Raw genomic sequence first — 26,095 nt, 5'->3', positions numbered from 1 at the left:
AGATATGTCAGCAGATGTTTTATCGCAAAATGAAATTGACGCTTTACTTTCTGCTATTTCAACAGGAGAAATGACAGCGGAGGATTTGAAGAAGGAAGAAGAAGAGAAAAAAGTGAAAGTATATGATTTTAAACGAGCGTTAAGATTTTCTAAGGATCAAGTGAGAAGTCTAACAAGAATCTATGAGAATTTTGCCCGTTTACTTACAACCCACTTTTCAGCACAACTTCGAACCTATGTAGACATTACCGTGGCTTCAGCTGATCAAATACCTTATGAAGAATACATTCGTTCTGTTCCGAGCATGACTATTTTAAACGTTATTGAAGTTCCGCCGCTTGAAGGCCGAATGATTATGGAGGTTCATCCTACTATAGCTTATGCAATGGTAGATCGTGTCCTTGGAGGACAGGGATCGAGCATAAATAAGATTGATAGTTTAACAGAGATAGAATTGAGATTGATGACTAATTTATTTGAACACACATTGGAACATTTACAAGATGCATGGTCAGGTATTGCAGAAATAGAGCCGACCATGTCTGAGCTTGAAGTTAATCCACAATTTTTACAAGTTATGTCACCGAATGAAACGGTGGTTGTTATTTCAATGAATGCCACTGTTGGAGAAACGAGCGGGATGATTAATATCTGTATACCACATGTGCTTCTAGAACCTATTATCCCGAAACTGTCCGCCCATTATTGGATGGAAACCGTCAGCAAAAATAGAAAACCGACGGAAGTAGCAATACTTGAGAAAAAAGTAAAAAATGCAAATGTGCAGTTGACAGCACAGCTTGGGACATCAAAATTATCTATTGAAGATTTCTTATCTTTAGATCATGGAGATGTAATTGAATTGAATACAAGAATCGATGAACCTCTTATTATAAAAATTGGGGAGATTCCAAAGTTTACGGGGCAACCTGGTAAAGTGAATAAAAAGTTAGCTGTTCAAATCTTAAATAATTTTAAGGAGGGAGACGAAGAAAATGACTGGTGAAATGCTCTCTCAAGATGAGATCGATGCGTTATTGAATGGAAATACTACTTCTGATTCAAGCGCAGAAAACAATGATTTAAACGTAGAAGATTATTTATCAGAAATGCAACAAGATGCACTGGGGGAAATTGGTAATATCTCATTTGGTAGCTCAGCAACAGCATTATCGGCATTATTGAACCAAAAAGTTGAGATTACTACACCAACTGTTTCGATTATTGATTATGCCAAATTGGAAGATGAATTTCCACATCCCTATGTAGCCATTCAAGTGAAGTACACAGAAGGATTCTCAGGTGTAAATATACTCGTTGTAAAACAATCAGATGCCGCGATAATCGCAGATTTGATGCTTGGAGGAGATGGGAAAACTCCCGCGGACTTGATGGACGAAATTCATTTAAGTGCGGTTCAAGAAGCGATGAATCAAATGATGGGCTCAGCAGCAACATCTATGTCATCAGTATTCAATAAGAAGGTGGACATATCTCCACCATCAATAGAATTATTGAACTTAACAGAAGGGGAAGGTACTGAGACGATACCCCAACAAAATTTACTTGCTAAAGTTTCGTTTAGACTCAAAATAGGGGATTTAATCGACTCTAGTATCATGCAAGTATTACCTGTTGAATTTGCTACAAGTCTTGTAGAGGAATTATTTGCTCAAACAGAGTCGAATGAACCAAAAGCTACTCAAGCTTCACAAAGTGAAACTGCTGCACCATCTCCTAGAATAGATGAGATATCTGAACAAAAGCCTAAACAACAAGCAAGTGAATTAGCGAAACAAAAGGAAGCTGTAGAAAAAGAAACAATGCCAAATGTTCAAACTGCAAGTTTCTCTGAGTTTAGTGCAAGTTCTCCATCTGCGCCTGAGACAAAGAACCTTGAAATGTTACTAGATATTCCTCTTCAGGTAACGGTAGAATTAGGGAGAACTAGTAGAACAGTGAAAGAAATTATCGAATTAGGTTCTGGATCGATTATTGAACTTGATAAACTAGCAGGTGAACCTGTTGATATTCTTGTAAATAGTCGTTTGATCGCACAGGGAGAAGTTGTTGTAATTGAAGAAAACTTTGGTGTTAGAGTGACGGATATAGTAAGTCAGTCTGATCGTATTAAAAGATTAAAATAATGGATTGTGAGGGAAATTTAGTGGCAAATAAAATTTTAATTGTAGACGATGCTGCATTTATGAGAATGATGGTTAAGGATATCTTAACAAAAAATGGTTTTGAGGTAGTTGGTGAAGCTGCAGATGGAGCACAAGCAGTGGAAAAATATAAGGAGTTAAAACCAGATCTTGTAACGATGGATATTACAATGCCTGAAATGGATGGTATCACTGCTTTGAAAGAAATTAAAGCTTTTGATCCTTCCGCTAAAATTATTATGTGCTCTGCAATGGGACAACAAGCAATGGTAATTGATGCTATTCAAGCGGGTGCTAAAGACTTTATTGTTAAACCATTTCAAGCGGACCGTGTAATTGAAGCAATCTCCAAGACATTAGGATAAGAAAATATATATGAATTTTGTTCGTAAAATAATATTTATTGTTTTTTTGTGCTTAATTGTCCTATCACGGTTTCACCATTTTCCAATTATTGTAAATGCTGAGACTCTAGATAATACTGTCAGTGATTACTTAGAAAATAAGGAAGAGAACAGTGAAGAGCATGAGCCGAAGGAGAAACCAGCTTCAGAAAATTTAGTGGAACAACAAAATAAAGAAATAGGCATAGGACCGTTTGAAGTCATTAAAATGCTTGCAGCACTAGTATTTGTAGTATTATTATTATATTTTTTATTAAAATTTATGAATAAAAAAAGCCGATCTTATCAACAAAATAAACTGGTGCAAAATTTTGGGGGAACGTCCCTAGGTGGTAATCGTTCTGTTCAAGTCATTAAGATAGGAAAGCAAGTACTTATTCTTGGTGTTGGTGAGGACATACGGCTATTAAAAGAAATTACCGACGAGGATGAACTCCAATATTACATCCGGCAATATGAAGAGCAATTAGACCAAAGTTTACAACCATCAGATCTCATTACAAAATGGTGGAAAGCGAATCAACAGAAAAACAAACGTAAAAACGATCAACATGTTGATAAATCATTTCATGCACACTTGAAAGAGAAGTTGGATGAGATAAAAAAGGATCGGAAAAAGGCTATAAATCATCTTGAGGAGAAGGAGCATAGATCAGATGAATGAGTTTATGGAGTTTTTTAATACCGGTTCAGCTGAGTCTGTCTCTACCTCTGTCAAGCTATTCTTATTATTAACTGTTTTATCGCTTGCGCCTAGCATCTTAATTTTATTAACTTCTTTTACGAGAATTATTATCGTTTTATCCTTTGTCAGAACGTCGCTAGCTACACAGCAAATGCCGCCAAATCAAGTGTTGGTAGGACTTTCATTATTTCTTACTTTTTTCATTATGACACCAGTTTTGACAGAGGTGAATCAAGAGGCGTTGCAACCATTATTTAATGATGAGATTAATTTGGAAACAGCATATGAACGAGCAGCAACTCCATTTAAAGAATTCATGAGTAAACATACTAGACAGAAAGATTTGGAGTTATTTTTAAATTATGCTGAATTGGAAAGACCAGAAACAATACAAGATATCCCAATGACAGCGTTAGTTCCGGCTTTCGCTTTAAGTGAAATGAAAACAGCATTCCAAATAGGGTTCATGATTTTCATTCCATTTTTAGTTATTGATATGGTTGTTGCCAGTATATTAATGTCAATGGGGATGATGATGCTCCCGCCTGTTATGATTTCCTTACCATTTAAGATACTCTTATTTGTTCTTGTAGACGGATGGTATTTAGTAGTCCAATCATTGCTTCAAAGTTTTAGTTAGATGATGAAAAATTTGTTAAACGAACCAAACAGTGAGGTGTTTTGAATGAACGCAGAAGCAGTTATATCGCTTGCCCAAAATGGAGTTTTCACTACACTGACTGTAGCTGGACCTCTTTTACTACTTGCCCTTGGAGTAGGGCTAGCGGTAAGTATATTTCAAGCTACTACTCAAATTCAGGAGCAAACACTGGCGTTCATTCCGAAAATTGTAGCTGTACTAGTTGGAGTAGTTGTGATGGGACCGTGGATGTTAAGTAGACTAATATCCTATTCAACGGAAATCTTTCAAAATTTAACTAGATTTGTAGGTTAAATGAATGGAAAATTTACTTCCCGATATATCTATTTTTTTACTTGTATTTATGAGAGTGTCGGCATTTTTTGTGACGATGCCCCTATTCTCTTATCGAACGCTTCCTGCAACATATCGCATAGGATTTGCATTTTTTCTAGCGTTATTAATGCAATATACGATCGATACAGATCCGATCCCTTTTACTGGTGAATACTTTTTGCTCATAATTAAAGAAGCAAGCGTTGGATTGCTTATAGGGTTTATTGCATTTATGATTTTATCTGCAATTCAAATTGCAGGAGGATTTATAGATTTTCAAATGGGTTTTGCGATTGCAAATGTAATTGATCCGCAAACTGGAACGCAGAGCCCACTAATAGGACAATATTTATATATGTTTTCATTATTATTTTTACTAGCGATCAACGGACATCATTTAATACTTGATGGGATATTTCATAGTTATCAATACATTCCAATTGACCAAGTGTTTATTCCGTTTGGAAATGCGTCGTTTATCGAATATATTGCCCAATCATTTGGATTGATGTTTATGATCGCTTTTCAAATGTCCATTCCAGTTGTCGCTTCTTTATTTTTAGTTGATGTAGCTTTAGGTATTATCGCTAGAACTGTCCCACAGTTAAATATATTTGTTGTTGGTTTTCCGATTAAGATTGCTGTTAGTTTTATTGTGATTTTCATCGTGCTTGGCGTGATGTTCGGGGTGGTTCAACATTTGTTTGAAACGATGCTATATGTTATGAGAACTGCAATGGAGTATATAGGAGGCTTAAGATGAAACAACTTACTCTTAATCTTCAGTTTTTCGCAGGAGAAAAAACAGAAAAGGCTACACCCAAAAAACGCCAAGATTCCAAGAAAAAAGGGCAGACAGCTAAAAGTCAAGATGTGAATACTGCGATTGGATTATTAGCAGTTTTTGGTTTCCTGTCTTTCTTTTCGTCTCAAATGGGAAGTATCATCCTTGCAACATTCCGTCATACATTTTCTACGTATATGCTAATGGATGTAACTGAAGCCAATGTTCAGTTGGTATTGATGGATATTCTAAAGGAACTTGTTTTTTTATTGGGACCTATTATGTTAGTTGCCTTAGTCGCGGGAATAGCGGCCAATTTGCTACAAGTAGGCTTTATGTTTACGACCGAACCATTACAACCTAAGTTGGAAAAGTTAGATCCGATTAAAGGGTTGAAAAGAATTTTTTCCATAAGAGCAATTGTTGAATTGATGAAATCAATTTTAAAAATTGGTTTCGTAGGTGTAATTACTGTGTCGGTTTTATGGATGCGATTCGATGAGGTGTTAGTTTTAGCTCATCAATCAGTTGCTTCGGCATTAAAAACGATTGGTAGCTTAACTTTGCAAATGGGAATTGCTGCGTCTTTAGCGCTGTTATTCTTATCTCTATTTGACTTTCTATATCAAAAATACGATTTTGAGAAAAATATAAGAATGTCTAAACAGGACCTTAAAGATGAATATAAAAACATGGAAGGTGACCCGCTAATCAAGTCGAAAATCAAGCAGAAACAGCGAGAAATGGCAATGTCTCGGATGATGCAGGAAGTACCAAAAGCAGATGTAATTATCACAAATCCTACTCATTATGCCATTGCACTTAAATATGATGAAACAAATGCAGATGCTCCAATTGTGGTGGCTAAAGGTGTAGATTTTATGGCACAAAAAATTAAATTAATTGCCGGGAACCATAAAATCGTGATGGTAGAGAACCGGCCATTGGCAAGGTCACTATATGATCAGGTGGAAATTGGAGAAGTAATACCGGATGATTTTTTTAAAGCAGTTGCGGAAATATTGGCTTATGTATATAGGATAAAACAAAAAATATAGTCCTATGTTGAAAGTAAGGCAAGGAGAGATCGTTATGAAACTTAAAGATATTGTAGTATTATCAAGTGTTATTTTAATTGTAGCCATGCTGGTCATTCCATTTCCAACGTGGTTATTAAGTTTGTTAATCATAGCGAATATTTCACTTGCACTACTTGTTCTACTCACTTCAATGAATATGCAAGAGCCCCTGCAATTTTCTATATTCCCTTCATTATTATTACTGTTGACTTTATTTAGATTAGGTTTGAACGTTTCCACAACGAGATCCATTCTCTCAAAAGGTGATGCAGGTGGGGTAGTTGAAACTTTCGGGTCTTTTGTTGTCGGTGGGAATGTATTGGTTGGACTCGTTGTGTTTTTTATTTTGATTGTTATTCAATTCATCGTCATCACTAAAGGATCTGAACGTGTTTCTGAAGTAGCAGCACGTTTTACACTCGATGCGATGCCTGGTAAGCAAATGAGCATAGATGCCGATTTAAATGCGGGTGTTATTTCTGAACAAGAAGCAAGAGAAAGAAGAGATAAAGTATCGCGAGAATCGGATTTCTACGGGGCAATGGATGGTGCAAGTAAATTTGTTAAAGGTGATGCCATCGCGGGTATCATAATAGTATTAATAAACTTGTTATTTGGCATTATAATCGGAATGATGCAAGAAGGATTGCCAATTGCTGAAGCTTCTCTTAAATATTCAATGCTGACTGTGGGAGATGGGATTGTGAGTCAAATCCCAGCATTGCTTATTTCTACTGCAACAGGGATTGTTGTTACTCGTGCTGCTTCTGAAGGAAACATCGGCTCAGACATTTTTGGACAATTATTATCTTCGCCGTCTTTGCTTTATATTGCAGCAGCAACTATTTTTCTATTAGGTTTAGTAACACCAATCAATGATATTATTACTATCCCAATTGCAGCAGGGTTAGCCATCGGAGGACTGATGCTATCTCGACAACCAACTAATACTGAAGAAGATTTAATTGAGTCTTTGGAAGAGACAGAAGCAGATGAAATGAAAAGTCCTGATAGTGTAATTAACTTATTAAATGTTGATGCGATCGAGTTTGAATTTGGATATGGACTTATTCCTCTAGCGGATGTCAATCAGGGCGGGGATCTCCTCGATAGAATTGTCATGATTAGGAGACAGCTGGCCTTGGAACTAGGGATTGTTATTCCTGTAGTTAGAATTAGGGATAATATTCAACTAGAACCTAATGAATACCGTTTAAAAATAAAAGGAAATGAAATGGCTAGAAGTGAACTATTACTTGATCATTATTTAGCTATGAGCCCTGGGGGAGAGGATACGATAGAAGGTATTGATACAATTGAACCTTCCTTCGGTTTACCTGCCAAATGGATAACAGAGGATGTAAAAGAACAAGCCGAAATCATGGGATATACGGTTGTTGATCCATCGTCAGTCGTATCGACACATATTACCGAATTATTAAAAACAAATGCTTATGAACTGTTAGGTCGACAAGAAACGAAACAGTTGATTGACCATCTTCAGGAATCTTATCCGATTCTGGCTGAAGAAGTCACTCCGAATCCATTGTCAGTAGGAGAAGTACAAAAAGTGTTAGCAAAATTATTAAAAGAAAATGTATCTATTCGAAATCTGCCAATTATTTTTGAAACACTTGCTGATTATGGAAGAATGAGTACAGATACAGAACTATTGGCAGAATATGTTCGACAATCACTAGCAAGGCAGATTACAACTCAATATGCGGAAGATGGCGGTTTGTTAAAGGTAATTACCGTATCTGGAAAAATCGAGAAAGTAATTGCTGATAGTATCCAACAAACAGAACATGGAAACTATTTATCATTAGATCCAGCTGATTCTCAAAGGATACTGGAAGCAATAGCGGGTCAAGTAGAAGAGTTATCGCTAATGCAACAGTCGCCAATCCTACTATGCTCGCCAGCAGTTCGTATGTACGTAAGACAAATGACAGAAAGATACTTTCCGCATGTGCCAGTTCTTTCTTATAACGAATTAGAAGCGAATGTGGAAGTTCAAAGTACTGGGGTGGTGAACATCGAATGAATATAAAAAAAATTATCGCTCCATCTATGCCAGCTGCGATGAAAAAAGTCAAAGATGAACTAGGTGATAATGCAGTTATATTAAATTCCAAAGTTGTTTATCATGGTGGCTTTCTCGGCATGTTTCGAAAGAAAAAAATTGAAGTAATTGCCGCTCTTGATGAAATTGCGGTACAACCTAAACAAAAAACCAAAGTAAAAAAAAGGAAATTACCAGACAACTCGCATACAGAAACGATTAAGAAAGAAACCAAACATGTTGAGAGTATTGCAAGAAGTAATCGCGAGAATAGAGACATTATGTCTGAAATGGCAGAAATAAAAAGGGAGCTAACATCTGTTAGACATCACCACTTAAATATACAAAGTTATCCAGAGTATATTCAATCTTGTTTATTGCAGCTGCATGAAGCGGAACTTAACGAAAAATATGTGCAAGAACTTGGGGATATTATGTTAGAAAAGTGGAGAAACGCTTCTAGTCAACCTACCAAACAAGATGTTATCTCATGGTGTAATGAAATAATTGTTGACCAATTGACTACATTTAATTTTGAGGGAATCGATTATTCCAAAAAATATATTAATCTTGTGGGACCAACGGGTGTAGGCAAAACTACTACAATTGCCAAATTAGCGGCTGAAGCAATGCTTGAGCAAAATAAAAGAGTTGCATTTATCACTTTAGATACTTATAGGATTGCAGCAATCGAGCAATTAAAAACATATGCTCAGCTTTTAAATATTCCGATAGAAGTTGTATATAAACAGGAAGACTTTTCTGCTGCGATGGATAAATTTGCCGATTTTGATCTTGTATTAATTGATACAGCGGGTAGAAATTATAGAGAATTAGTGTTTGTTGATGAGTTGAAAAACACTTTTAATGAAGTGAATATGGCTACTTTTTTGGTATTATCTATCTCTATGAGAGAAAAAGATATGGGTGAAATTGTAGAAAACTTTCAACAGCTTAATATTGATCAATTTATTTTTACTAAAATAGATGAGACACAGTCTTATGGAGCAATGTTTAATTTAATAAAGAAGTATGAAAAAGGCGTTGCTTATATTACTACTGGACAAGACGTTCCTGATGACATTTTGACTGCAAGTCCTGAAATAATAGCGAATTATCTACTTGGAGATGAAAAACCATGAAAGACCAGGCGGAGAAGTTGCGATTGAAATTGCAAAATCACACTCAAGAGTTAGCAAGAACAATTGCTATTGTAAGTGGTAAAGGAGGCGTCGGAAAGACGAATATTTCCACTAACTTAGCTTTGACGTTAGCAGATAAAGGAAAGCGAGTGTTACTTTTTGATTTTGATATCGGGATGGGTAACGTCAATATTCTTCTTGGTACAACATCTAACTCAAATATTTCCGCTTTTTTACAGGATGACGTACCATTAAAATCCATTATTCAACACACGGCTAACGGTATCTCCTATATTTCGGCTGGTAATGGACTGAATGAAGTAATGGAAATGGATAATCGAATGTACAACCGACTTTTAGATGGATTAAGTGAATTGCAAGCAGAATATGATTTCATCATTTTTGATATGGCTGCAGGTGCAACCACAACCGCACTTAATATTTTACTTTCTGCTGATGATATTTTTGTAGTATGTACACCAGAGCCAACTGCCATTACGGATGCTTATTCTATGATGAAATTTATTTGTTCCGCACAATCAGAAAGTAGATTTTTATTAATTTGCAATCGCGCAGAGAGTAAGCGGCAAGGCAAGGAAACTTTGGAAAGATTACAAAGTGCAGCGCAAAAATTTTTGAAAAAAGAAGTAACGCTGCTGGGTGTTTTACCTGAAGATAAGCATGTTAGAAAAGCAGTGATTAGCCAAACAGCATTTTCGGAAAAATTTCCAAATGCTGATATCTCTCTTAAACTTAAAAAAATGGTCGATATATATATGGAAGATGATTATTCTGATCGTTTTAACCATCGGTCATTCGTAAGTAAGCTCCGCAACATTTTTACGAATAAGGAGGGCCGGTTGTGATGCATCCGACTTTCTTTCTAGTCAGTGATTCCGCAGTAACTAGAATTTTATATGGGAAGATGTTTGAAAATAATAAGGAAGTGAACTTTTTAGGTGCAGCTAGGTTTAATGAAGCGGGCATAACCAAGATGTTAAAAGTATCTCCGGATTTTTTATTAGTCGATTTAGATAATATACCAAAGGAAACGAAAGATGGAATAGCTGATTTACGGAAAAAGTACTGTGGAAAAGTGATCATTATTCTCTCAAAAGATCAGGAAGAAGATGGTCTATTTAGCGGAGATGAAAAGGGAATCAGATTAATAAAGAGACCAGAATTAATAGATCTGTCCGCAATGGAAGCATTTAAAACGACTATTAATCAACTAATTAAATCGGTAAATGGAACATATGCTATAACCAGTCAAAGTCAAGTTACTAGTCAGGTGAAAACAAAAACATCTATCCATAATATGTACTCTGAAATGAAAAGGCAGGGCCTATCACCTTTAAAACTTCAAAAGAATAAAAAAATAATTTGTATAGGGACATCTACGGGTGGACCCGGGGCTTTGCAAAAAGTTTTAACTAAACTTCCCAAAGGGATGGAAGCCCCCATAGTAATTGTACAACATATGCCACCTTCCTTTACAAAATCCTTGGCTAATCGCTTAAATAGCATATGTGAAATAGATGTAAAGGAAGCGGAAGATGGCGAGCGTTTAGTAGATGGTATTGCCTATATCGCCCCAGGTGGAAAACATTTAACGATTCATCCATCAAGTGATGATCTAATAATTAAAATTTCAGAAGATCCGCCTGTAAATGGGCATCGTCCATCAGTGGATGTTATGTTTCATTCTCTTAGTTTAATAGAAGACTATGCCAAAATAGCTGTAATAATGACAGGTATGGGAGCAGATGGTGCGGCTGGTTTAATAGAGTTGAAGAAACAAGGGAAGCTTACTGCGATTGCGGAGGCGGAAGAAAGCTGTATTGTATATGGCATGCCAAAAGCAGCGATTAGTACAGGTTGTGTGGATACTATTGCAGAAATTAATGATATCGCTTCTAACATTTTGAAATATACGAAGAAGGACGTGGGAAAATGGATGTGAATCAGTATTTAGAGATTTTTATAGATGAAAGTAAAGAGCATTTGCAGGCCCTCAATGACCAACTCTTGAATTTAGAAAGCAATCCTACTGAATTGGTAATTGTGAATGAAATATTCAGAGCAGCTCATACGTTAAAGGGCATGTCTGCTACAATGGGTTATGCTGATTTAGCAAATCTAACACATATTTTAGAAAATGTTTTTGATGGTATTCGCAATGAAAAAATACAGATCACCTCACAGGTATTCGATATTATGTTTTTAGCTGTTGATGATCTAGAGGCAATTGTGGAATCAATCGCTTCAGGTGGAGATGGACATCGTGATGTAAGTACAGTTATTAATCAATTAGAGCAAATAGAAAAAGGTAATACGGCAGCTATAAATGCAGTATTCGAAGAAGTGGCTGCATCAACAGAAGTGGGAATAGTGAAAAATGAATATGACCAATATGAAAGAACTATTATAGAACAATCAGTAGAACAAGGGTTTCAATGTTTCGAGTTTACAATTTCATTACGTCCAGATTGTTTATTAAAAACAGCCCGTGTCTTTATGGTATTTGAAGTGTTGGAACAATGTGGAGAAGTTATTAAATCTGTACCAAGTGTAGAACAATTAGAAGAAGAGCAGTTTGATTCCGAGTTTACAGTTACGATTATAACTAAAGAATCACCAGATGAAATTAAAAATAAATTAATGAAAGTGTCTGAGATTGACGAGATTAGATCTAACTCTGTAAGTGTATCTCAATTATCAATGAGCAACGATGAGAAGGAAAAAAATATTAATGCTGTAGAAACTAATGTACAAACTAAACAAAGTTCGGTTGATAATACTCCAACAGAAAGAAAAAGTGGAAAAGCAGGCGGAAAAACGATTAGGGTTAATATCGATCGATTGGATGTCCTTATGAATTTATTTGAAGAGTTAGTAATAGATAGAGGACGATTAGAGCAAATTTCTCAAGATATTCAAAATCCAGAATTGGAAGAAACGGTTGAGCGAATGATCAGAGTTTCTGGGGATCTGCAAAATATAATTTTAAATATGAGAATGGTTCCGGTCGAAACCGTTTTTAATCGCTTTCCTCGTATGGTTAGGCAACTTGAAAGAGATTTGGGCAAGAAATTAGACTTAGAGATTATTGGCGCGGAAACAGAACTCGATCGAACGGTTATTGATGAAATAGGAGATCCAATTGTGCATTTGCTAAGAAATGCAATTGATCATGGTATTGAGAGTCCGGAAGTACGTAAAGCAATAGGGAAACCAGAAACTGGTAGTATTAAGTTAAAAGCATACCATAGTGGAAATCATGTTTTCATTGAAATTGAAGATGATGGAGCTGGAATAAATCGCCAAAAGGTGATTGATAGCGCAATTTCTAAAGGAATTATTACGAATACAGAGGCAGTTAACCTAACCGATCAAGCTGCGTATGAATTAATTATGGCCTCGGGCTTCTCTACCGCGGAAACGATAACGGATGTATCTGGACGAGGGGTTGGATTAGATGTTGTAAAATCAACGATTCAGTCACTTGGAGGAGTAATCTCTATTGATTCTAAGGAAGGATCGGGTTCAAAGTTCTCTATTCAATTGCCTTTAACTTTATCTATCATCTCGGCGATGCTTGTTGAAGTTAGTAATGAAAAATACGCGATTCCTTTATCGTCTATCATTGAAACTGCGATTATTCGTAAATCTGAAATATTAACTGCTCACAATCAGAAGGTAATTGATTTTAGAGGGAAAGTCGTCCCACTCGTAGCGTTATCGGAAGTATTCGAGATGGATGTGACAGATGATAAGGATGAATATATTTCTATAGTTATAGTGAGAAAAGGCGAGAAGATGGCTGGATTGGTTGTTAATTCCTTCATAGGCCAGCAAGAAATTGTCCTGAAATCATTGGGTAACTATTTGAACGAGGTATTTGCTATTTCTGGTGCGACAATATTGGGTGACGGTCAAGTAGCTTTAATCATTGACTGTAATGCACTAATTAAATAGTCATAAAGGAGGCTGAATGTTAATGAATGATACATCTATTACTACCGAGCAAAAAGTAATTGTTTTTATGTTAAATGGGAATGAATATGCTCTTTCAGTTGAACAAGTAACTGCTATTGAAAAGATGCAATATATTACAAGAGTTCCTAAAGTAGTTTCTTTTATAAAAGGCGTTATTAATTTAAGAGGGGTCATTATCCCGATTATTGACTTAAAGAAACGTTTTGATCTTGGCGATTCAGAGTATACAGATAATACAAGGATTATTATCGTTTCTTATAAAGATTTAGAAGTAGGATTGATTGTTGATTTAGCAAATGATGTTTTGGATATACCGAATGATGCTATTGAACCCCAACCTGAAGTAATAGGTGCGGTTGAAGCAGAGTTTATTAGTGGTGTTGCCAAACTAGAAAAGCGACTTTTGATTTTGCTTAACTTAGAAAATATACTTGAGTCTGTAAGTAATAGGAATGCGACAGATGGGAATTGAAAAAAATATCACGATGATGCAAATGGATGTTTTGAAAGAGATTGGGAATATAGGTGCAGGTAATGCGTCTACTGCACTTTCTACTTTAGTCGGGAAAAAAATTGATATGAATGTTCCGACTGTAAGAATTATCACCTTTGATGAAATGCTTGAACTTGCAGGTGGCCATGATACTACAGTGGTTGCTGTGTTTTTACGAATAGAAGGTGATGCAACTGGAAGTATGTTTTTCATATTACCTCTTGACCAAGCAAGTAAATATATTCAAAAAATGACTGGTGAATCATCGATTTCATTTGCTAATCCACCGTATTCGGAACTTGGGCTTTCAGCAATGCAAGAATTAGGAAACATATTAGCTGGTTCCTATTTGTCTTCATTAGCTGATTTTACAGGGCTCGATTTACTACCTTCTGTTCCTTCTATCAGCATTGATATGGCTGGGGCGATTATTAGTTACGGCTTGATAGAGTTATCCCAATCTGAGGATTATGCAATCGTCATTGATACAGCTTTAGATGAAGCCAATGCAGGTGATGATGAATTTGTAAAAGGACATTTTTTCCTATTACCTGATCCCCAGTCATTTTCAGTAATATTTAACACACTGGGAGTCGGGAGGAATGAGTGAAACTGTCATAAGAGTTGGTATTGCAGATATGAAAATTGTACAAGCACCTAACAAAATCAGGACACTTGGTCTTGGGTCATGTGTCGGAGTGATTATTTATGATCCAAATAAAAAAATGGCTGGGATGGCACACATTATGCTACCGGATTCTTCCTTGGCAAAAGGAAATAAAGCGATGAATGTGGCTAAATTTGCTGATACTGCTATCAAAGCTCTTACAAAAGAGCTTATTACGTTGGGAGCAAATCGTTCCAATTTAAAAGCTAAAATTTCCGGTGGTGCTCAAATGTTTCAATTTTCATCGAAAAATGAGCAGATGAGAATAGGACCACGTAATGTTGAAGCTGTGAAAAAGGAATTGCAAAAACTTAATATTCAACTCATTAGCGAAGATACAGGTGGAAATAGCGGAAGAACGATTGAATTTAATCCCGATAGTTTAGCATTACAAATAAATACTGTCTATCAAGATCAGGTTGTTATCTGAATCAGCGTTGAAAGGATGCTTATAACTGTGAGGAGGAAGATAGGATGTCAAACTCACCACCGATAATAGAGCAACAATTTTGGGAGCGATGGAGCCGCTCCCGGGATGCTGATGCAGGAAATGTTTTAGTGGAAAAGTATATGCCGCTTGTTACATATCATGTCCAACGAATTGCTGTCGGTATCCCCAAGAACATCAGTAGAGATGAGTTGAGAAGTCTCGGATTAATGGGATTGTTAGATGCTTTGAATAAATTTGACACCACTCGGGATCTGAAATTTGAAACATATGCTTCTTTTAGGATTAGGGGAGCAATTATAGATGGACTGCGAAAAGAAGACTGGCTTCCTAGAAGCACAAGAGAAAAGATTAAGAAAATCGAATCAGCTTCTGATCGGCTTGAACAAAGGTTACTACGACATGCTTCGCCTGCTGAAATAGCAGCAGAAAGTGGTTACTCTGAAGAAGATGTCTGTCAGACAATGAATGAATATTTTTTTGCTCATGTTTTATCAATGGACGAGCAAATGAATGATAATGATGAAAACGAAAAGCAAACACACGTAATTAAAGATGAACTTACACCTAATCCAGAGGATCATTTAATAAAAAATGAGTGGTTAGTAGAATTAGCTGAGGTCATTCAAACATTAAATAAAAATGAACAATTGGTTATTAGTTTGTTTTATAAAGAAGAATTAACTTTTACGGAAATAGGAGAAATCATTCAATTATCTACCTCGAGAATTTCGCAAATTCACTCAAAGGCTCTTCTTAAATTAAAAACAGTTCTTTCGAAGATGACTGGTGAAGGAGGAGGAAAATGAGTCTTAAGTTGATTGAGATGCAAGTGGCTCTGCCGAGAACTTTTGATGCAGGGAAAATAACAGATCAACTTCAACAAAGAGGACAAGCCGGTTTCGATCAAGCTACAAATGAAATGGAAAAGAAACTTAAGCAAGATAGACATTCCGTGATTAAAATGGAACAAAAGGAAAAAATCAGATTGAAAGACAATACCTCAAGTGATGTTGATCCATTTACGCATGATCAACTTAATGAGAGATTGAATGAAGAAACTTCAATAAAAGAGGAACATCCTTATAAAGGAAATAGTATTGATTACAGCGGGTAGGGATAAAATTGACGGGTACATTAATCTTTATTTTATTCATGATAAATGCTCTAACCATTTTGGCAGTTACTCTATTATATTTACGCCAAAATAGGATCATGGAGATGGAAAACAGTCAACGTAAAAATCAAGAAGAGTTTGCTGAGTTATTTTCACATTTTCTGATGGAACTGAAAGAGGAAAATGATCAATTTGTTTCAGTAGTGAGTAATCTGAATAAACAAGGTAAAACAGCTGAAACAAATTTAAACGAAAGTGAAAAAGGCAATATGACAGATCAAAAGGCTTCTGTTGATCAAGAATTACCAATTTCAAGTGAAACATATTCTAGATTGCTGGCTTTTCAAACCTATGATAAAGATAATAATAATGCCCCTTCTGCGAAAAATGTTGAAAAGACTTTACAAGAAATGAGTTTCAGTGAGCAAGTGGAGAGCCTTGAGCAGCAAGGGTTAACAATTGATGAAATAGCAAAAACTTTAAAAAAAGGTAAAACGGAAATTGAATTAATGCTCAAATTTCGACGTTAATCACAGCAAATGCTTGATTACGTCTTTTTTTTATGATATATTGATTAATGGTGTTAATACACACGTTCTATGATTTTGTATTAGGTGCTGTTGTTCTAACAGTTTGTACAAAATGAGATTAGAGCGGAGGATAAAAACCAAGGAGGAATTTATAATGTCAGTAATTTCAATGAAGCAATTGCTTGAAGCAGGTGTACATTTTGGACACCAAACACGCCGTTGGAACCCGAAAATGAAAAAGTATATTTTCACGGAGCGTAACGGTATCTATATTATCGACCTACAAAAAACAGTAAAAAAGGTTGAAGAAGCTTATAATTTCATGAGAGAAATTGGAGAAAACAACGGAAAAGTTTTATTCGTTGGAACGAAAAAACAAGCTCATGATTCTGTGAAAGATGAAGCAGAGCGCGCAGGCCACTATTATGTAAATCATCGTTGGTTAGGTGGTACTCTAACTAACTTTGAAACAATTCAAAAAAGAATTGAACGCCTAAAAGCAATCGAAAAAATGGAAGAAGATGGAACATTTGAAGTTCTTCCTAAAAAAGAAGTTGTTATGCTTAATAAAGAGTATGACCGTCTTGTTAAATTCTTGGGCGGTATTAAAGAAATGAAGAGACTTCCAGACGCAATGTTTATCATTGATCCTCGTAAAGAGCGCATTGCAGTTGCAGAAGCACGCAAATTAAACATTCCGATCGTCGGTATTGTTGATACAAACTGTGATCCAGATGAAATTGACTATGTAATCCCTGCTAACGATGACGCAATTAGAGCTGTCAAACTATTAACTTCGAAAATGGCTGACGCTTTATTAGAGTCGAAGCAAGAAGAAGAAGTAGAAGAAGCAGCAACTGAAACTGCTAACGCGTAATAGTAGATAAATGCTATACCCGTTTTGTTCGCAAGAACTGTAAGGTATGTCGAGAAAGGTGATGAGAGTGATTAACACTTATCACCTTTTTTCAAACAAATATTTAGCAACACATATGTTTAAGGAGGACTATTAATAATGGCTATTACTGCAAAAATGGTTAAAGAACTTCGTGAAAAAACTGGCGCAGGTATGATGGATTGTAAAAAGGCGCTTACAGAAACAGACGGAAACATGGAAGCGGCAATTGACTTTTTACGTGAAAAAGGTATCGCTTCAGCTGCAAAGAAAGCGGATCGTATCGCAGCAGAAGGAACAACTTTTATTCTATCTGAAGGCAATGATGCTGTTATTCTTGAAGTTAATGCAGAAACAGATTTTGTTGCTAAAAACGAAAACTTCCAAGTTTTAGTAAAAGAGCTAGCTGAGCACTTATTAGCGAATAAACCAGCTTCTGTAGAAGAAGCACTTAAGCAAAAAATGAGCAATGGTCAATCTGTGGATGAGTACATTAATGCAGCGATTGCAAAAATCGGTGAAAAACTTACCCTTCGTCGCTTTGAATTGAAAACGAAAACTGATAATGGGGCATTTGGTGAATACTTGCATATGGGTGGACGTATTTCTGTTCTAACAGTACTTGAAGGTACAACAGATGCTGCTGCAGCTAAGGATATTGCTATGCATATTGCTGCAATTAATCCTAAATACATCACTAGAGATCAAGTTTCTGCTGAAGAAGCCGACCATGAGCGTCAAGTTTTAACTCAACAAGCTTTAAATGAAGGTAAACCAGAGAAAATTGTTGCGAAAATGGTTGAAGGTCGTCTTGGTAAATTCTTCGAGGAAATTTGTCTACTTGATCAAGCATTCGTTAAAAATCCTGATCAAAAAGTGCGTCAATTTGCGGAATCTCTTGGTGCAGAAGTCGTTGACTTTATCCGCTATGAAGTAGGAGAAGGAATTGAAAAGCGTCAAGAAAACTTTGCTGAAGAAGTAATGAATCAAGTTAAACAATAATTTTTATTAATTATTGATACAATATACACAATAAAATAGGGGACACGCCGCGTGTTCCCTATTTTCCAAGACCAGAAAGTATGAGTTTGTACAGATCAAATATAATTTAATAAATTCTTATCTCGATCTAAGGAATGGACGTCAGTGTCGCCAGATCTTGTGCTCGTAGGTCCGTACGTCACTAAGCGCGGAAGCTTGGACTTTTCTTAGTTAGAAAATACATACAGATAATATTGGAGGTTTATATGGCCAATCCAACTTATAAAAGAGTAGTTCTTAAATTAAGTGGTGAAGCACTTGCTGGTACAGACGGATTTGGTATTAACCCAAGCGTCATCAAGTCAATTGCCAAACAAGTGAAAGAAGTAGCAGATCTTGGTGTGGAAGTAGCTGTCGTAGTCGGCGGGGGTAATATTTGGCGAGGCAAAGTAGGAAGCGAGATGGGAATGGATAGAACTTCAGCAGATTACATGGGAATGCTAGCTACGGTTATGAATTCCCTTGCGCTCCAGGATAGCCTAGAGCAAATGGACGTAGAAACTCGGGTACAATCATCTATTGATATGCGCCAAATTGCTGAACCATATATTCGTCGAAGAGCAATTAGACATCTGGAGAAGAAACGTGTGGTAATTTTTGCCGCAGGAACAGGTAATCCCTATTTTTCTACGGATACTACTGCAGCTTTGCGAGCAGCTGAAATTGAGGCTGAAGTTATCTTAATGGCAAAAAACAATGTGGATGGGGTTTATTCTGCAGATCCAAAATTAGATGCAAATGCAGTGAAATACGAGCAACTTTCTTATTTAGATGTATTGAAAGAAGGATTAGGAGTTATGGATTCAACTGCATCTTCTCTATGCATGGATAATGACATTCCATTAATAGTGTTTTCTTTTACAGAAGAAGGAAATGTAAAGCGTGCTGTTTTGGGTGAACAAATTGGAACATTAGTGAGGGGGAAGGAATAATGCCAAACAATGTGATTTCCGCTACAAAAGATAAGATGGAAAAAGCAATTCAAGTTTATAGCCGCGAACTCTCTAGTATTCGCGCTGGTCGGGCTAATGCTGCTATATTAGATAAAATTGTTGTTGATTATTATGGTGCACCAACGCCAATTAACCAAATGGCGTCAATTTCAGTACCAGAGGCGAGACAACTCGTTATTCAACCTTATGATAAAACTATTTTAGGTGAAATAGAAAAAGCAATTTTAAGATCTGATCTTGGATTAACACCAACAAATGATGGTTCATTAATCAGGATTTCCATCCCACATTTAACAGAAGAACGCAGAAAAGATCTTGTTAAAATGGTGAGAAAAGAATCAGAGGATGCAAAAGTTGCTATTCGTAATATTCGTAGAGATGGAAATGAAGACTTGAAAAAGCTTGAAAAGAGTAGCGAGATAACTGAAGATGATCTTCGTAGTTTTTCTGATGATATTCAAAAATTAACAGACGATCATATTAAAAAAATTGACGAAATTACAAAAGAAAAAGAAGATGAAATTTTAGAGGTTTAATTTTTTACAGAGTATAAAATGTTAAAACATTCCCTTCGTCAGAAGGGATTTTTTTTTGAAAAAAGAAAGCTATTCAAATAGAATTAATTTCTTTATAATAGTATTCACAGTTCTTTCATAATATGGAGTAGCGAATTTATAACGCTTCATAGATTTTATATGTTAAGATATGCTTTGATGCACAAGAGGAAGCATTTCTAACGGAGGACGTTTTTATGTTGAAAAAAATGAAGTTTTGGAAATCTTCCAGAACAATAATGGCAGAAAAAGATCGTGTTGAATTTATACTACAAAACCAATTACCGAACCATATCGCAATCATTATGGATGGTAACGGTCGCTGGGCGAAAAAACGCGCACTACCACGTATTGCAGGGCACCATGAAGGTATGAAAGTCGTAAAAAAGATTACCAAACTAGCGAACCGCCTTGGAATAAAGACATTAACGCTTTATGCTTTTTCTACGGAAAACTGGAAACGCCCTAAACAAGAAGTCGATTATTTGATGAAACTGCCTGAAGAATTTCTTAGCAGCTTTTTGCCTGAGCTTAATGAAGAAAATGTTCAAGTTTGTATGATGGGTTATAAAGAACAACTTCCCTTAAGCACTAGAAATGCTGTGGATAAGGCTATCGAAACTACGAAAGATAATACAGGGCTCAAACTAAATTTTGCTTTGAATTATGGCAGTCGTTCTGAAATAATCGATGCGATCAAAGATATTTCTAATGATCTTAAAAATGGTGAAATCACGGAAACAGACTTGAATGAAGATCTTTTCTCAAGCTACCTGATGACGAAAGAGCTTCCTGAACCGGATTTGTTAATTCGAACAAGCGGTGAATTGCGTTTAAGCAATTTTATGCTTTGGCAGTTAGCGTATACTGAGTTATGGTTTACTGATGTATTATGGCCAGATTTTTCAGAGGGACATTTGTTAGAAGCGATTGAAGCTTTTCAAAGTAGATCCAGAAGATATGGCGGAATACATAAAGAGGAGATAAGAAAATGAAACAAAGAATTATTTCAGCAGTTGTTGCTATTGCGATTTTCTTACCATTAGTTTTTTGGGGAGGATGGGCATTTTTAATCTTAGCTTACGCAATGGCTACAGTAGGATTATACGAAATCTTTAAAATGCGCAAATTATCACTAACATCTGGTCAAGGTATAATCTCCTTACTATTACTTTGGATTTTATTGTTACCACAGCATCTTTTTGATGCTATGATCTTTGCTGGATGGACAAAATTAGAAGTCATGGCTATAGGTGTTCTTCTTTACCTAGCTTATACAGTGGTAGTGAAAAACCGATTTACATTTGACGATGTAGGGTCTTCGTTATTTTCGGTTTTATATATAGGTATTGGTTTTTATTTTATTGTTTTAACGAGAGAAGCTGGTCTTGTATATCTGTTGTATGCATTATTTGTAGTATGGGTTACCGATTCAGGCGCCTATTTTATCGGCAAAGCGATTGGGAAAAGAAAGTTATGGCCTGATATTAGCCCTAACAAGACTGTAGAAGGATTTATTGGTGGAATTGTTGCGGCATTAGCGGTTGCCATTCTGTTCGCGGTATTTACCAACATCCAAATTCCACTTTTTAAATTAATGCTCATTACAATTGTCTTATCTATTTTTGGACAAATTGGTGATCTGGCGGAATCTGCGTTGAAGCGACATTATGGTGTAAAGGACTCTGGTAATATTATGCCTGGCCACGGAGGAATTCTTGATAGATGTGACAGTTGGCTTTTTGTTTTGCCTCTTTTTTATCTTCTTTATACTATCATTTGATTAAGGGGCCATCGTAAGGAGTGGAGAATATGAAGCATATTAGTTTGCTTGGTGCGACTGGGTCGATTGGAACTCAGACACTTGACGTAATAAGAAATCATCCCCAACATTTTAAATTAGTAGCTATGTCGGCAGGGAAAAATATAAATCTTACAAGAAAAATTATTGCGGAGTTCCAACCGGAATTTGTTGCGGTGCAGGAAGAAGAAGATCGTGATTCATTGAGAGCAGAGTTTCCTTCCAATATAAAATTCGTATCTGGTCATCAAGGGCTCGTGGAAGTCGCTGTTTACGATAAAACGGAGGTACTATTAAATGCCGTGATTGGAAGTGTAGGGCTTTATCCCACATTAGAAGCAATCAAGGCAAAGAAAACAATAGCGATAGCAAATAAGGAAACACTTGTAACAGCAGGTCATATTGTGATGGCAGCTGCAAAAGAAAACAATGTGGATATATTACCAGTTGACAGTGAACATTCAGCTATATTTCAATGTTTACAAGGAGAGAGAGCAGCAAGTATACAAAGACTTATTATTACAGCCTCCGGAGGCAGTTTTCGAGATTTGAAACGAGATGAATTAAAAGCTGTGACACTCGAAGAAGCATTAAATCATCCGAATTGGTCCATGGGCTCCAAAATTACAATCGATTCTGCTACAATGATGAACAAAGGGCTTGAAGTTATCGAGGCACATTGGTTATTTAATCTACCTTATGAGCAAATCGATGTGTTGTTGCATCGAGAAAGTATCATACATTCTATGGTAGAATTTGAAGACAGCAGTGTGATGGCACAGTTGGGAAGTCCAGATATGAGGGTACCGATCCAATATGCATTGACGTATCCTAATAGGATGACTCTTCCAAGTTCTACTCCTTTAAATCTTGCTCAGATTGGTACATTACATTTTGAAAAAATGGATATGCTGAGGTTTCGCTGTTTAAAATTTGCATATGATGCAGGTCAAGCAGGTGGAACTATGCCAACAGTTTTGAATGCTGCTAATGAAGCTGCAGTTGCTGCTTTTCTTAAGGGGGAAATTGGATTTCTCACCATAGAAGATCTTATAGAAAAAGCACTTGATTGGCACAGAAATATAATTGATCCAGATATTTCAGTTATTCATGAAGTTGATTTAGAGACAAGGAAGTATGTAAACACACTCTTTTAAACAAAGGTGGTAATTTATTTGAACACGGTGATATCCTTTATCATCATTTTTGGGGCACTTGTATTCTTTCACGAGTTAGGACATTTTGTATTTGCTAAGCGGTCCGGAATATTGGTGAGGGAATTCGCAATTGGTTTCGGACCAAAGATATTTTCTTACTCCAAAAATGAAACGACGTACACGATCCGACTTTTGCCAATAGGCGGATTTGTTAGAATGGCGGGAGAAGATCCTGAAATGGCAGAAATTAAACCTGGATATCGTGTCGCTCTTCTATTAGATGAGGAAGAAGTGGTGCAGAAGCTTATTTTAAATGGTAAAGATCGATATCCCAATGCCAGAAATATAGAGGTAGAATCGGCTGATTTAGAGCATGATTTATTTATAAAAGGCTATGAGGAAGGCGAAGATGAACAACTTCAAACATTTGCTATTTCTCGAGAAGCTTTGATTGTTGAAGACCAAGTTGAAACACAAATTGCTCCTTGGAATCGTCAATTTGCATCAAAAAAACTTAGTGCTAGAGCGATGACAATCTTTGCTGGACCGATGATGAACTTTATTCTAGCAATTGTCGTTTTCACTATTATTAGTGTTATCCAAGGTGTACCGGTTGAGGAGCCAATCCTAGGTGTCATTTCTCCTGACGGAGCTGCGGAGCAATCGGGTTTGAAACAGAATGATGCTGTTTTAAGTATTGATGGAGCGGAAGTTTCAAGTTTTATGGATATTACTGAAATTGTGAGAGCACATCCACAAGAAGAATTAGTTTTTACAGTTGACCGTGATGGACAAACAATGGACATTGCAGTTACTCCAGAAAAATTTGTTGCTGAAGAAGAAGGCGGAGAAGATTTCGGTTTAATAGGAGTCCATGCTCCATTGGATAAATCGTTTATGAAAGTTGCTACAAGTGGTTTTAAGGAAACTTATCACTGGACAATTGAGATATTTAGATTACTTGGTAAGCTTGTTACAGGTCAATTTTCGATTGACATGCTGTCAGGTCCAGTAGGAATTTATAAATCAACTGAAGTTGTAGCACAGGCGGGTATTCTTTATTTAATGAAATGGACAGGACTACTCAGTATCAACTTAGGTATTATGAATCTCCTTCCAATTCCAGCTCTAGACGGAGGAAGATTGTTGTTTTTTGGAGTTGAAGCATTACGTGGAAAACCGATTGATAGGCATAAAGAAGGTGTTGTACATTTCATCGGCTTCGCTCTTTTAATGATCTTGATGATCGTCGTTACATGGAATGATATACAACAATTTTTTATCCATTAATGCTGTTTATTGATAATGATGAGGTGTAGTAATGAAACAAAGTAGGACATTAATTCCAACGCTTCGTGAAATGCCGGCAGACGCAGAAATAAAAAGCCATCAGTTTTTGCTAAGAGCCGGCTTTATAAGGCAGGTTGCGAGTGGCGTTTATACCTATATGCCACTCGCAAAACGAGTCCTTGATAAAATCGAAAATATCATTCGTGAAGAAATGGAAAATGCAGGCGCAGCTGAATTACTAATGCCTGCTTTACAACCAGCAGAATTATGGCAGGAATCTGGACGTTGGCACACATATGGTGATGAGCTTATGCGTCTTCGCGATCGTCACGGAAGAGGATTTGCACTTGGAGCAACACATGAGGAAGTAATTACAAGCCTTGTGAATGATGATGTGCAATCATATAAGAAGATGCCACTCACATTGTATCAAATTCAAACTAAATTTCGTGATGAACAACGCCCAAGATTTGGATTGCTACGTGGTCGTGAATTTATTATGAAGGATGCATACTCCTTCCATACTTCAGAAGAAAGTCTGGATGAAGTTTATCAAAAAATATATAAAGCATATACTAATATTTTCACTAGATGTGAACTAGATTTTCGCGCTGTTTTAGCTGATTCAGGGGCGATTGGTGGTAAGGATACACAGGAATTCATGGTCTTATCGGATATCGGTGAGGATACAATTGTTTATTCAGACACGTCTGATTATGCAGCCAATCTTGAAATGGCTGAAGCGCCTCAAAATTATGATAAACCTACTGACATTGAAAAAGAGTTAGTTAAAGTAGAAACACCAGCACAAAAATCAATTGAAGAAGTATCCAGGTTTTTAAACTCACATCCAGGGCACTGTATTAAATCACTTGTGTTTAAAGCGGATGACGAATACGTGATGATATTAGTACGTGGAGATCATGAAGTAAATGACATTAAAGTAAAAAATGGCTTAAATGCAAAAATTGTCGAACTCGCTGAACACGTAGAAATAGAACATTTGCTAGAATGCCCTATTGGTTCACTTGGTCCGATCAATCTTAATGAGAAAATGAAAGTGTATGCTGATCATGCTGTAAAAGCGCTAGCGAATGCTATATGTGGTGCCAATGAAGATGGTTACCATTATATGAATGTACAACCATGTCGTGACTTTACAGTTGATAAATATATGGATTTTCGTTTTATAAAAGAAGGTGATCCTTCTCCTGATGGAAAAGGAAAAGTGCAGTTCGCACGCGGTATCGAAGTGGGACATATTTTTAAATTAGGCAAAACATATAGTGAGGCAATGGGAGCTTCTTATTTAGATGTAAATGGTAGATCACAAAGCTATATTATGGGTTGCTATGGGATCGGTGTTTCTCGTACATTATCAGCGGTAGCTGAACAATTTAATGATGAGAATGGACTTGTATGGCCAGTCAATATTGCTCCATATCATATTCATGTGATACCTGTAAATACAAAGGATGAGGCTCAATCATACCTAGCAGAAGAGCTATACGAGCTCTTTAAAAGCAATCGGTATGAAGTATTGCTTGATGACCGATCCGAGCGACCGGGTGTAAAGTTCAAAGATTCTGATTTAATTGGTTTGCCTGTAAGAATAACAGTTGGTAAAAAAGCCAACGATGGAATTGTAGAAGTAAAAGTCAGAAAAACTGGCGAGATGTTTGAAGTAACAAAAGACGAAATTTTACCAATGCTCGCCAAGATATTACAAGAGGCTTAAGAAAGAAAAGCGGAAGGCACTCGTTTAGTGTCTTCATTAGTAAGATATGGATAACTATTGTTATAAGTTATACCTACAAAAAACTTATACTTTCTTTGCTAAATAAAGTTGA

The 26,095-nt window shown here is 36.3% G+C and carries 28 protein-coding genes; all 28 read left to right on the top strand.

The window, feature by feature from the left end; translation table 11 throughout:
• The first annotated feature begins 4 nt into the window (after positions 1 to 4).
• Positions 5 to 1,006 carry a flagellar motor switch protein FliM gene (fliM, locus tag BLE01S_RS08335; protein ID WP_066139651.1) on the top strand — a complete coding sequence of 334 codons (1,002 nt, stop codon included), beginning with the start codon at positions 5 to 7 and terminating at the stop codon, positions 1,004 to 1,006.
• Complete coding sequence (gene fliY, locus BLE01S_RS08330; RefSeq protein ID WP_066139648.1) at positions 996 to 2,147, top strand: flagellar motor switch phosphatase FliY; 1,152 nt, start codon at positions 996 to 998, stop codon at positions 2,145 to 2,147. The genes fliM and fliY overlap by 11 nt, the downstream gene beginning before the upstream one ends.
• 20 nt (positions 2,148 to 2,167) lie before the next feature.
• Positions 2,168 to 2,530, top strand: coding sequence for a chemotaxis protein CheY (gene cheY / locus BLE01S_RS08325; protein ID WP_066141050.1), 363 nt, complete (start codon positions 2,168 to 2,170; stop codon positions 2,528 to 2,530).
• A 10-nt stretch (positions 2,531 to 2,540) separates the two neighbouring features.
• Complete coding sequence (locus tag BLE01S_RS08320) at positions 2,541 to 3,233, top strand: flagellar biosynthetic protein FliO (protein WP_066139645.1); 693 nt, start codon at positions 2,541 to 2,543, stop codon at positions 3,231 to 3,233.
• Complete coding sequence (gene fliP, locus BLE01S_RS08315; protein WP_066139638.1) at positions 3,226 to 3,894, top strand: flagellar type III secretion system pore protein FliP; 669 nt, start codon at positions 3,226 to 3,228, stop codon at positions 3,892 to 3,894. The genes BLE01S_RS08320 and fliP overlap by 8 nt, the downstream gene beginning before the upstream one ends.
• A 45-nt stretch (positions 3,895 to 3,939) precedes the next feature.
• Entirely contained in the window at positions 3,940 to 4,209 is a 270-nt protein-coding gene (gene fliQ, locus BLE01S_RS08310; protein WP_066139636.1) for a flagellar biosynthesis protein FliQ, read from the top strand.
• Positions 4,210 to 4,213: 4 nt separating this feature from the next.
• Positions 4,214 to 4,993 carry a flagellar biosynthetic protein FliR gene (gene fliR / locus BLE01S_RS08305; protein WP_066139633.1) on the top strand — a complete coding sequence of 260 codons (780 nt, stop codon included), beginning with the start codon at positions 4,214 to 4,216 and terminating at the stop codon, positions 4,991 to 4,993.
• On the top strand, positions 4,990 to 6,072 hold the full coding sequence (gene flhB, locus BLE01S_RS08300; protein ID WP_066139630.1) for a flagellar biosynthesis protein FlhB: 1,083 nt from the start codon (positions 4,990 to 4,992) through the stop codon (positions 6,070 to 6,072). Before fliR ends, flhB begins: the two co-directional genes overlap by 4 nt.
• 34 nt (positions 6,073 to 6,106) lie before the next feature.
• Positions 6,107 to 8,140: a flagellar biosynthesis protein FlhA gene (gene flhA / locus BLE01S_RS08295; RefSeq protein WP_066139628.1), complete on the top strand. Its 2,034-nt coding sequence runs from the start codon at positions 6,107 to 6,109 to the stop codon at positions 8,138 to 8,140.
• A complete protein-coding gene (flhF, locus tag BLE01S_RS08290) occupies positions 8,137 to 9,300 on the top strand; it encodes a flagellar biosynthesis GTPase FlhF (RefSeq protein ID WP_066139625.1) in 1,164 nt (387 codons plus the stop codon). The genes flhA and flhF overlap by 4 nt, the downstream gene beginning before the upstream one ends.
• Complete coding sequence (locus BLE01S_RS08285) at positions 9,297 to 10,166, top strand: MinD/ParA family protein (RefSeq protein ID WP_066139622.1); 870 nt, start codon at positions 9,297 to 9,299, stop codon at positions 10,164 to 10,166. The genes flhF and BLE01S_RS08285 overlap by 4 nt, the downstream gene beginning before the upstream one ends.
• Entirely contained in the window at positions 10,166 to 11,263 is a 1,098-nt protein-coding gene (locus BLE01S_RS08280) for a CheB methylesterase domain-containing protein (protein WP_066139620.1), read from the top strand. Before BLE01S_RS08285 ends, BLE01S_RS08280 begins: the two co-directional genes overlap by 1 nt.
• Positions 11,254 to 13,278 (top strand): chemotaxis protein CheA, encoded by a 2,025-nt coding sequence (locus tag BLE01S_RS08275; RefSeq protein ID WP_066139617.1) that lies wholly within the window; start codon positions 11,254 to 11,256, stop codon positions 13,276 to 13,278. Before BLE01S_RS08280 ends, BLE01S_RS08275 begins: the two co-directional genes overlap by 10 nt.
• A 22-nt stretch (positions 13,279 to 13,300) precedes the next feature.
• Complete coding sequence (locus BLE01S_RS08270) at positions 13,301 to 13,771, top strand: chemotaxis protein CheW (protein ID WP_082788625.1); 471 nt, start codon at positions 13,301 to 13,303, stop codon at positions 13,769 to 13,771.
• Positions 13,761 to 14,402 carry a chemotaxis protein CheC gene (locus tag BLE01S_RS08265; protein WP_066139612.1) on the top strand — a complete coding sequence of 214 codons (642 nt, stop codon included), beginning with the start codon at positions 13,761 to 13,763 and terminating at the stop codon, positions 14,400 to 14,402. Before BLE01S_RS08270 ends, BLE01S_RS08265 begins: the two co-directional genes overlap by 11 nt.
• Positions 14,395 to 14,889, top strand: a complete 495-nt coding sequence (locus tag BLE01S_RS08260) for a chemotaxis protein CheD (RefSeq protein WP_066139609.1) — start codon at positions 14,395 to 14,397, stop codon at positions 14,887 to 14,889. Before BLE01S_RS08265 ends, BLE01S_RS08260 begins: the two co-directional genes overlap by 8 nt.
• A 44-nt stretch (positions 14,890 to 14,933) precedes the next feature.
• Positions 14,934 to 15,716 (top strand): FliA/WhiG family RNA polymerase sigma factor, encoded by a 783-nt coding sequence (locus BLE01S_RS08255; protein WP_066139605.1) that lies wholly within the window; start codon positions 14,934 to 14,936, stop codon positions 15,714 to 15,716.
• Complete coding sequence (locus BLE01S_RS08250; protein WP_066139602.1) at positions 15,713 to 16,024, top strand: hypothetical protein; 312 nt, start codon at positions 15,713 to 15,715, stop codon at positions 16,022 to 16,024. Before BLE01S_RS08255 ends, BLE01S_RS08250 begins: the two co-directional genes overlap by 4 nt.
• Positions 16,025 to 16,032: 8 nt before the next feature.
• Positions 16,033 to 16,554 carry a hypothetical protein gene (locus BLE01S_RS08245; RefSeq protein WP_066139598.1) on the top strand — a complete coding sequence of 174 codons (522 nt, stop codon included), beginning with the start codon at positions 16,033 to 16,035 and terminating at the stop codon, positions 16,552 to 16,554.
• 154 nt (positions 16,555 to 16,708) lie between these two features.
• Entirely contained in the window at positions 16,709 to 17,431 is a 723-nt protein-coding gene (rpsB, locus tag BLE01S_RS08240) for a 30S ribosomal protein S2 (RefSeq protein ID WP_066139595.1), read from the top strand.
• A gap of 138 nt (positions 17,432 to 17,569) precedes the next feature.
• On the top strand, positions 17,570 to 18,451 hold the full coding sequence (tsf, locus tag BLE01S_RS08235) for a translation elongation factor Ts (protein WP_066139593.1): 882 nt from the start codon (positions 17,570 to 17,572) through the stop codon (positions 18,449 to 18,451).
• Positions 18,452 to 18,696: 245 nt separating this feature from the next.
• Positions 18,697 to 19,422, top strand: a complete 726-nt coding sequence (pyrH, locus tag BLE01S_RS08230) for a UMP kinase (protein WP_066139591.1) — start codon at positions 18,697 to 18,699, stop codon at positions 19,420 to 19,422.
• Entirely contained in the window at positions 19,422 to 19,979 is a 558-nt protein-coding gene (gene frr, locus BLE01S_RS08225; RefSeq protein ID WP_066139588.1) for a ribosome recycling factor, read from the top strand. The genes pyrH and frr overlap by 1 nt, the downstream gene beginning before the upstream one ends.
• A 215-nt stretch (positions 19,980 to 20,194) precedes the next feature.
• The gene (uppS, locus tag BLE01S_RS08220; protein WP_066139585.1) at positions 20,195 to 20,992 is read left to right on the top strand and encodes an undecaprenyl pyrophosphate synthase; all 798 of its coding nucleotides are present in this window, start codon (positions 20,195 to 20,197) and stop codon (positions 20,990 to 20,992) included.
• The gene (locus BLE01S_RS08215; protein ID WP_066139583.1) at positions 20,989 to 21,780 is read left to right on the top strand and encodes a phosphatidate cytidylyltransferase; all 792 of its coding nucleotides are present in this window, start codon (positions 20,989 to 20,991) and stop codon (positions 21,778 to 21,780) included. The genes uppS and BLE01S_RS08215 overlap by 4 nt, the downstream gene beginning before the upstream one ends.
• A gap of 29 nt (positions 21,781 to 21,809) precedes the next feature.
• Positions 21,810 to 22,955, top strand: a complete 1,146-nt coding sequence (locus BLE01S_RS08210) for a 1-deoxy-D-xylulose-5-phosphate reductoisomerase (protein WP_066139580.1) — start codon at positions 21,810 to 21,812, stop codon at positions 22,953 to 22,955.
• 18 nt (positions 22,956 to 22,973) lie between these two features.
• Positions 22,974 to 24,245: an RIP metalloprotease RseP gene (gene rseP / locus BLE01S_RS08205; RefSeq protein ID WP_066139577.1), complete on the top strand. Its 1,272-nt coding sequence runs from the start codon at positions 22,974 to 22,976 to the stop codon at positions 24,243 to 24,245.
• A gap of 31 nt (positions 24,246 to 24,276) precedes the next feature.
• Entirely contained in the window at positions 24,277 to 25,983 is a 1,707-nt protein-coding gene (locus BLE01S_RS08200) for a proline--tRNA ligase (protein WP_066139574.1), read from the top strand.
• Positions 25,984 to 26,095 lie beyond the last annotated feature (112 nt).

The sequence above is a fragment of the Lederbergia lenta NBRC 16444 genome, assembly GCF_001591545.1.
In the GTDB taxonomy this organism is placed as follows: Bacteria; Bacillota; Bacilli; order Bacillales; family Bacillaceae_C; genus Lederbergia; species Lederbergia lenta.
This window is presented reverse-complemented; position numbering and strand designations above follow the sequence as displayed.

Excerpts from the sequence above, each read along its gene's own strand:
- fliM (WP_066139651.1), top strand. The coding sequence starts at position 5 with ATGTCAGCAGATGTTTTATCGCAAAATGAAATTGACGCTTTACTTTCT.
- fliY (WP_066139648.1), top strand. The coding sequence starts at position 996 with ATGACTGGTGAAATGCTCTCTCAAGATGAGATCGATGCGTTATTGAAT.
- BLE01S_RS08320 (WP_066139645.1), top strand. The coding sequence starts at position 2,541 with ATGAATTTTGTTCGTAAAATAATATTTATTGTTTTTTTGTGCTTAATT.
- fliP (WP_066139638.1), top strand. The coding sequence starts at position 3,226 with ATGAATGAGTTTATGGAGTTTTTTAATACCGGTTCAGCTGAGTCTGTC.
- fliQ (WP_066139636.1), top strand. The coding sequence starts at position 3,940 with ATGAACGCAGAAGCAGTTATATCGCTTGCCCAAAATGGAGTTTTCACT.
- fliR (WP_066139633.1), top strand. The coding sequence starts at position 4,214 with ATGGAAAATTTACTTCCCGATATATCTATTTTTTTACTTGTATTTATG.
- flhB (WP_066139630.1), top strand. The coding sequence starts at position 4,990 with ATGAAACAACTTACTCTTAATCTTCAGTTTTTCGCAGGAGAAAAAACA.
- flhA (WP_066139628.1), top strand. The coding sequence starts at position 6,107 with ATGAAACTTAAAGATATTGTAGTATTATCAAGTGTTATTTTAATTGTA.
- flhF (WP_066139625.1), top strand. The coding sequence starts at position 8,137 with ATGAATATAAAAAAAATTATCGCTCCATCTATGCCAGCTGCGATGAAA.
- BLE01S_RS08285 (WP_066139622.1), top strand. The coding sequence starts at position 9,297 with ATGAAAGACCAGGCGGAGAAGTTGCGATTGAAATTGCAAAATCACACT.
- BLE01S_RS08280 (WP_066139620.1), top strand. The coding sequence starts at position 10,166 with ATGCATCCGACTTTCTTTCTAGTCAGTGATTCCGCAGTAACTAGAATT.
- BLE01S_RS08275 (WP_066139617.1), top strand. The coding sequence starts at position 11,254 with ATGGATGTGAATCAGTATTTAGAGATTTTTATAGATGAAAGTAAAGAG.
- BLE01S_RS08270 (WP_082788625.1), top strand. The coding sequence starts at position 13,301 with ATGAATGATACATCTATTACTACCGAGCAAAAAGTAATTGTTTTTATG.
- BLE01S_RS08265 (WP_066139612.1), top strand. The coding sequence starts at position 13,761 with ATGGGAATTGAAAAAAATATCACGATGATGCAAATGGATGTTTTGAAA.
- BLE01S_RS08260 (WP_066139609.1), top strand. The coding sequence starts at position 14,395 with ATGAGTGAAACTGTCATAAGAGTTGGTATTGCAGATATGAAAATTGTA.
- BLE01S_RS08255 (WP_066139605.1), top strand. The coding sequence starts at position 14,934 with ATGTCAAACTCACCACCGATAATAGAGCAACAATTTTGGGAGCGATGG.
- BLE01S_RS08250 (WP_066139602.1), top strand. The coding sequence starts at position 15,713 with ATGAGTCTTAAGTTGATTGAGATGCAAGTGGCTCTGCCGAGAACTTTT.
- rpsB (WP_066139595.1), top strand. The coding sequence starts at position 16,709 with ATGTCAGTAATTTCAATGAAGCAATTGCTTGAAGCAGGTGTACATTTT.
- tsf (WP_066139593.1), top strand. The coding sequence starts at position 17,570 with ATGGCTATTACTGCAAAAATGGTTAAAGAACTTCGTGAAAAAACTGGC.
- pyrH (WP_066139591.1), top strand. The coding sequence starts at position 18,697 with ATGGCCAATCCAACTTATAAAAGAGTAGTTCTTAAATTAAGTGGTGAA.
- frr (WP_066139588.1), top strand. The coding sequence starts at position 19,422 with ATGCCAAACAATGTGATTTCCGCTACAAAAGATAAGATGGAAAAAGCA.
- uppS (WP_066139585.1), top strand. The coding sequence starts at position 20,195 with ATGTTGAAAAAAATGAAGTTTTGGAAATCTTCCAGAACAATAATGGCA.
- BLE01S_RS08215 (WP_066139583.1), top strand. The coding sequence starts at position 20,989 with ATGAAACAAAGAATTATTTCAGCAGTTGTTGCTATTGCGATTTTCTTA.
- BLE01S_RS08210 (WP_066139580.1), top strand. The coding sequence starts at position 21,810 with ATGAAGCATATTAGTTTGCTTGGTGCGACTGGGTCGATTGGAACTCAG.
- BLE01S_RS08200 (WP_066139574.1), top strand. The coding sequence starts at position 24,277 with ATGAAACAAAGTAGGACATTAATTCCAACGCTTCGTGAAATGCCGGCA.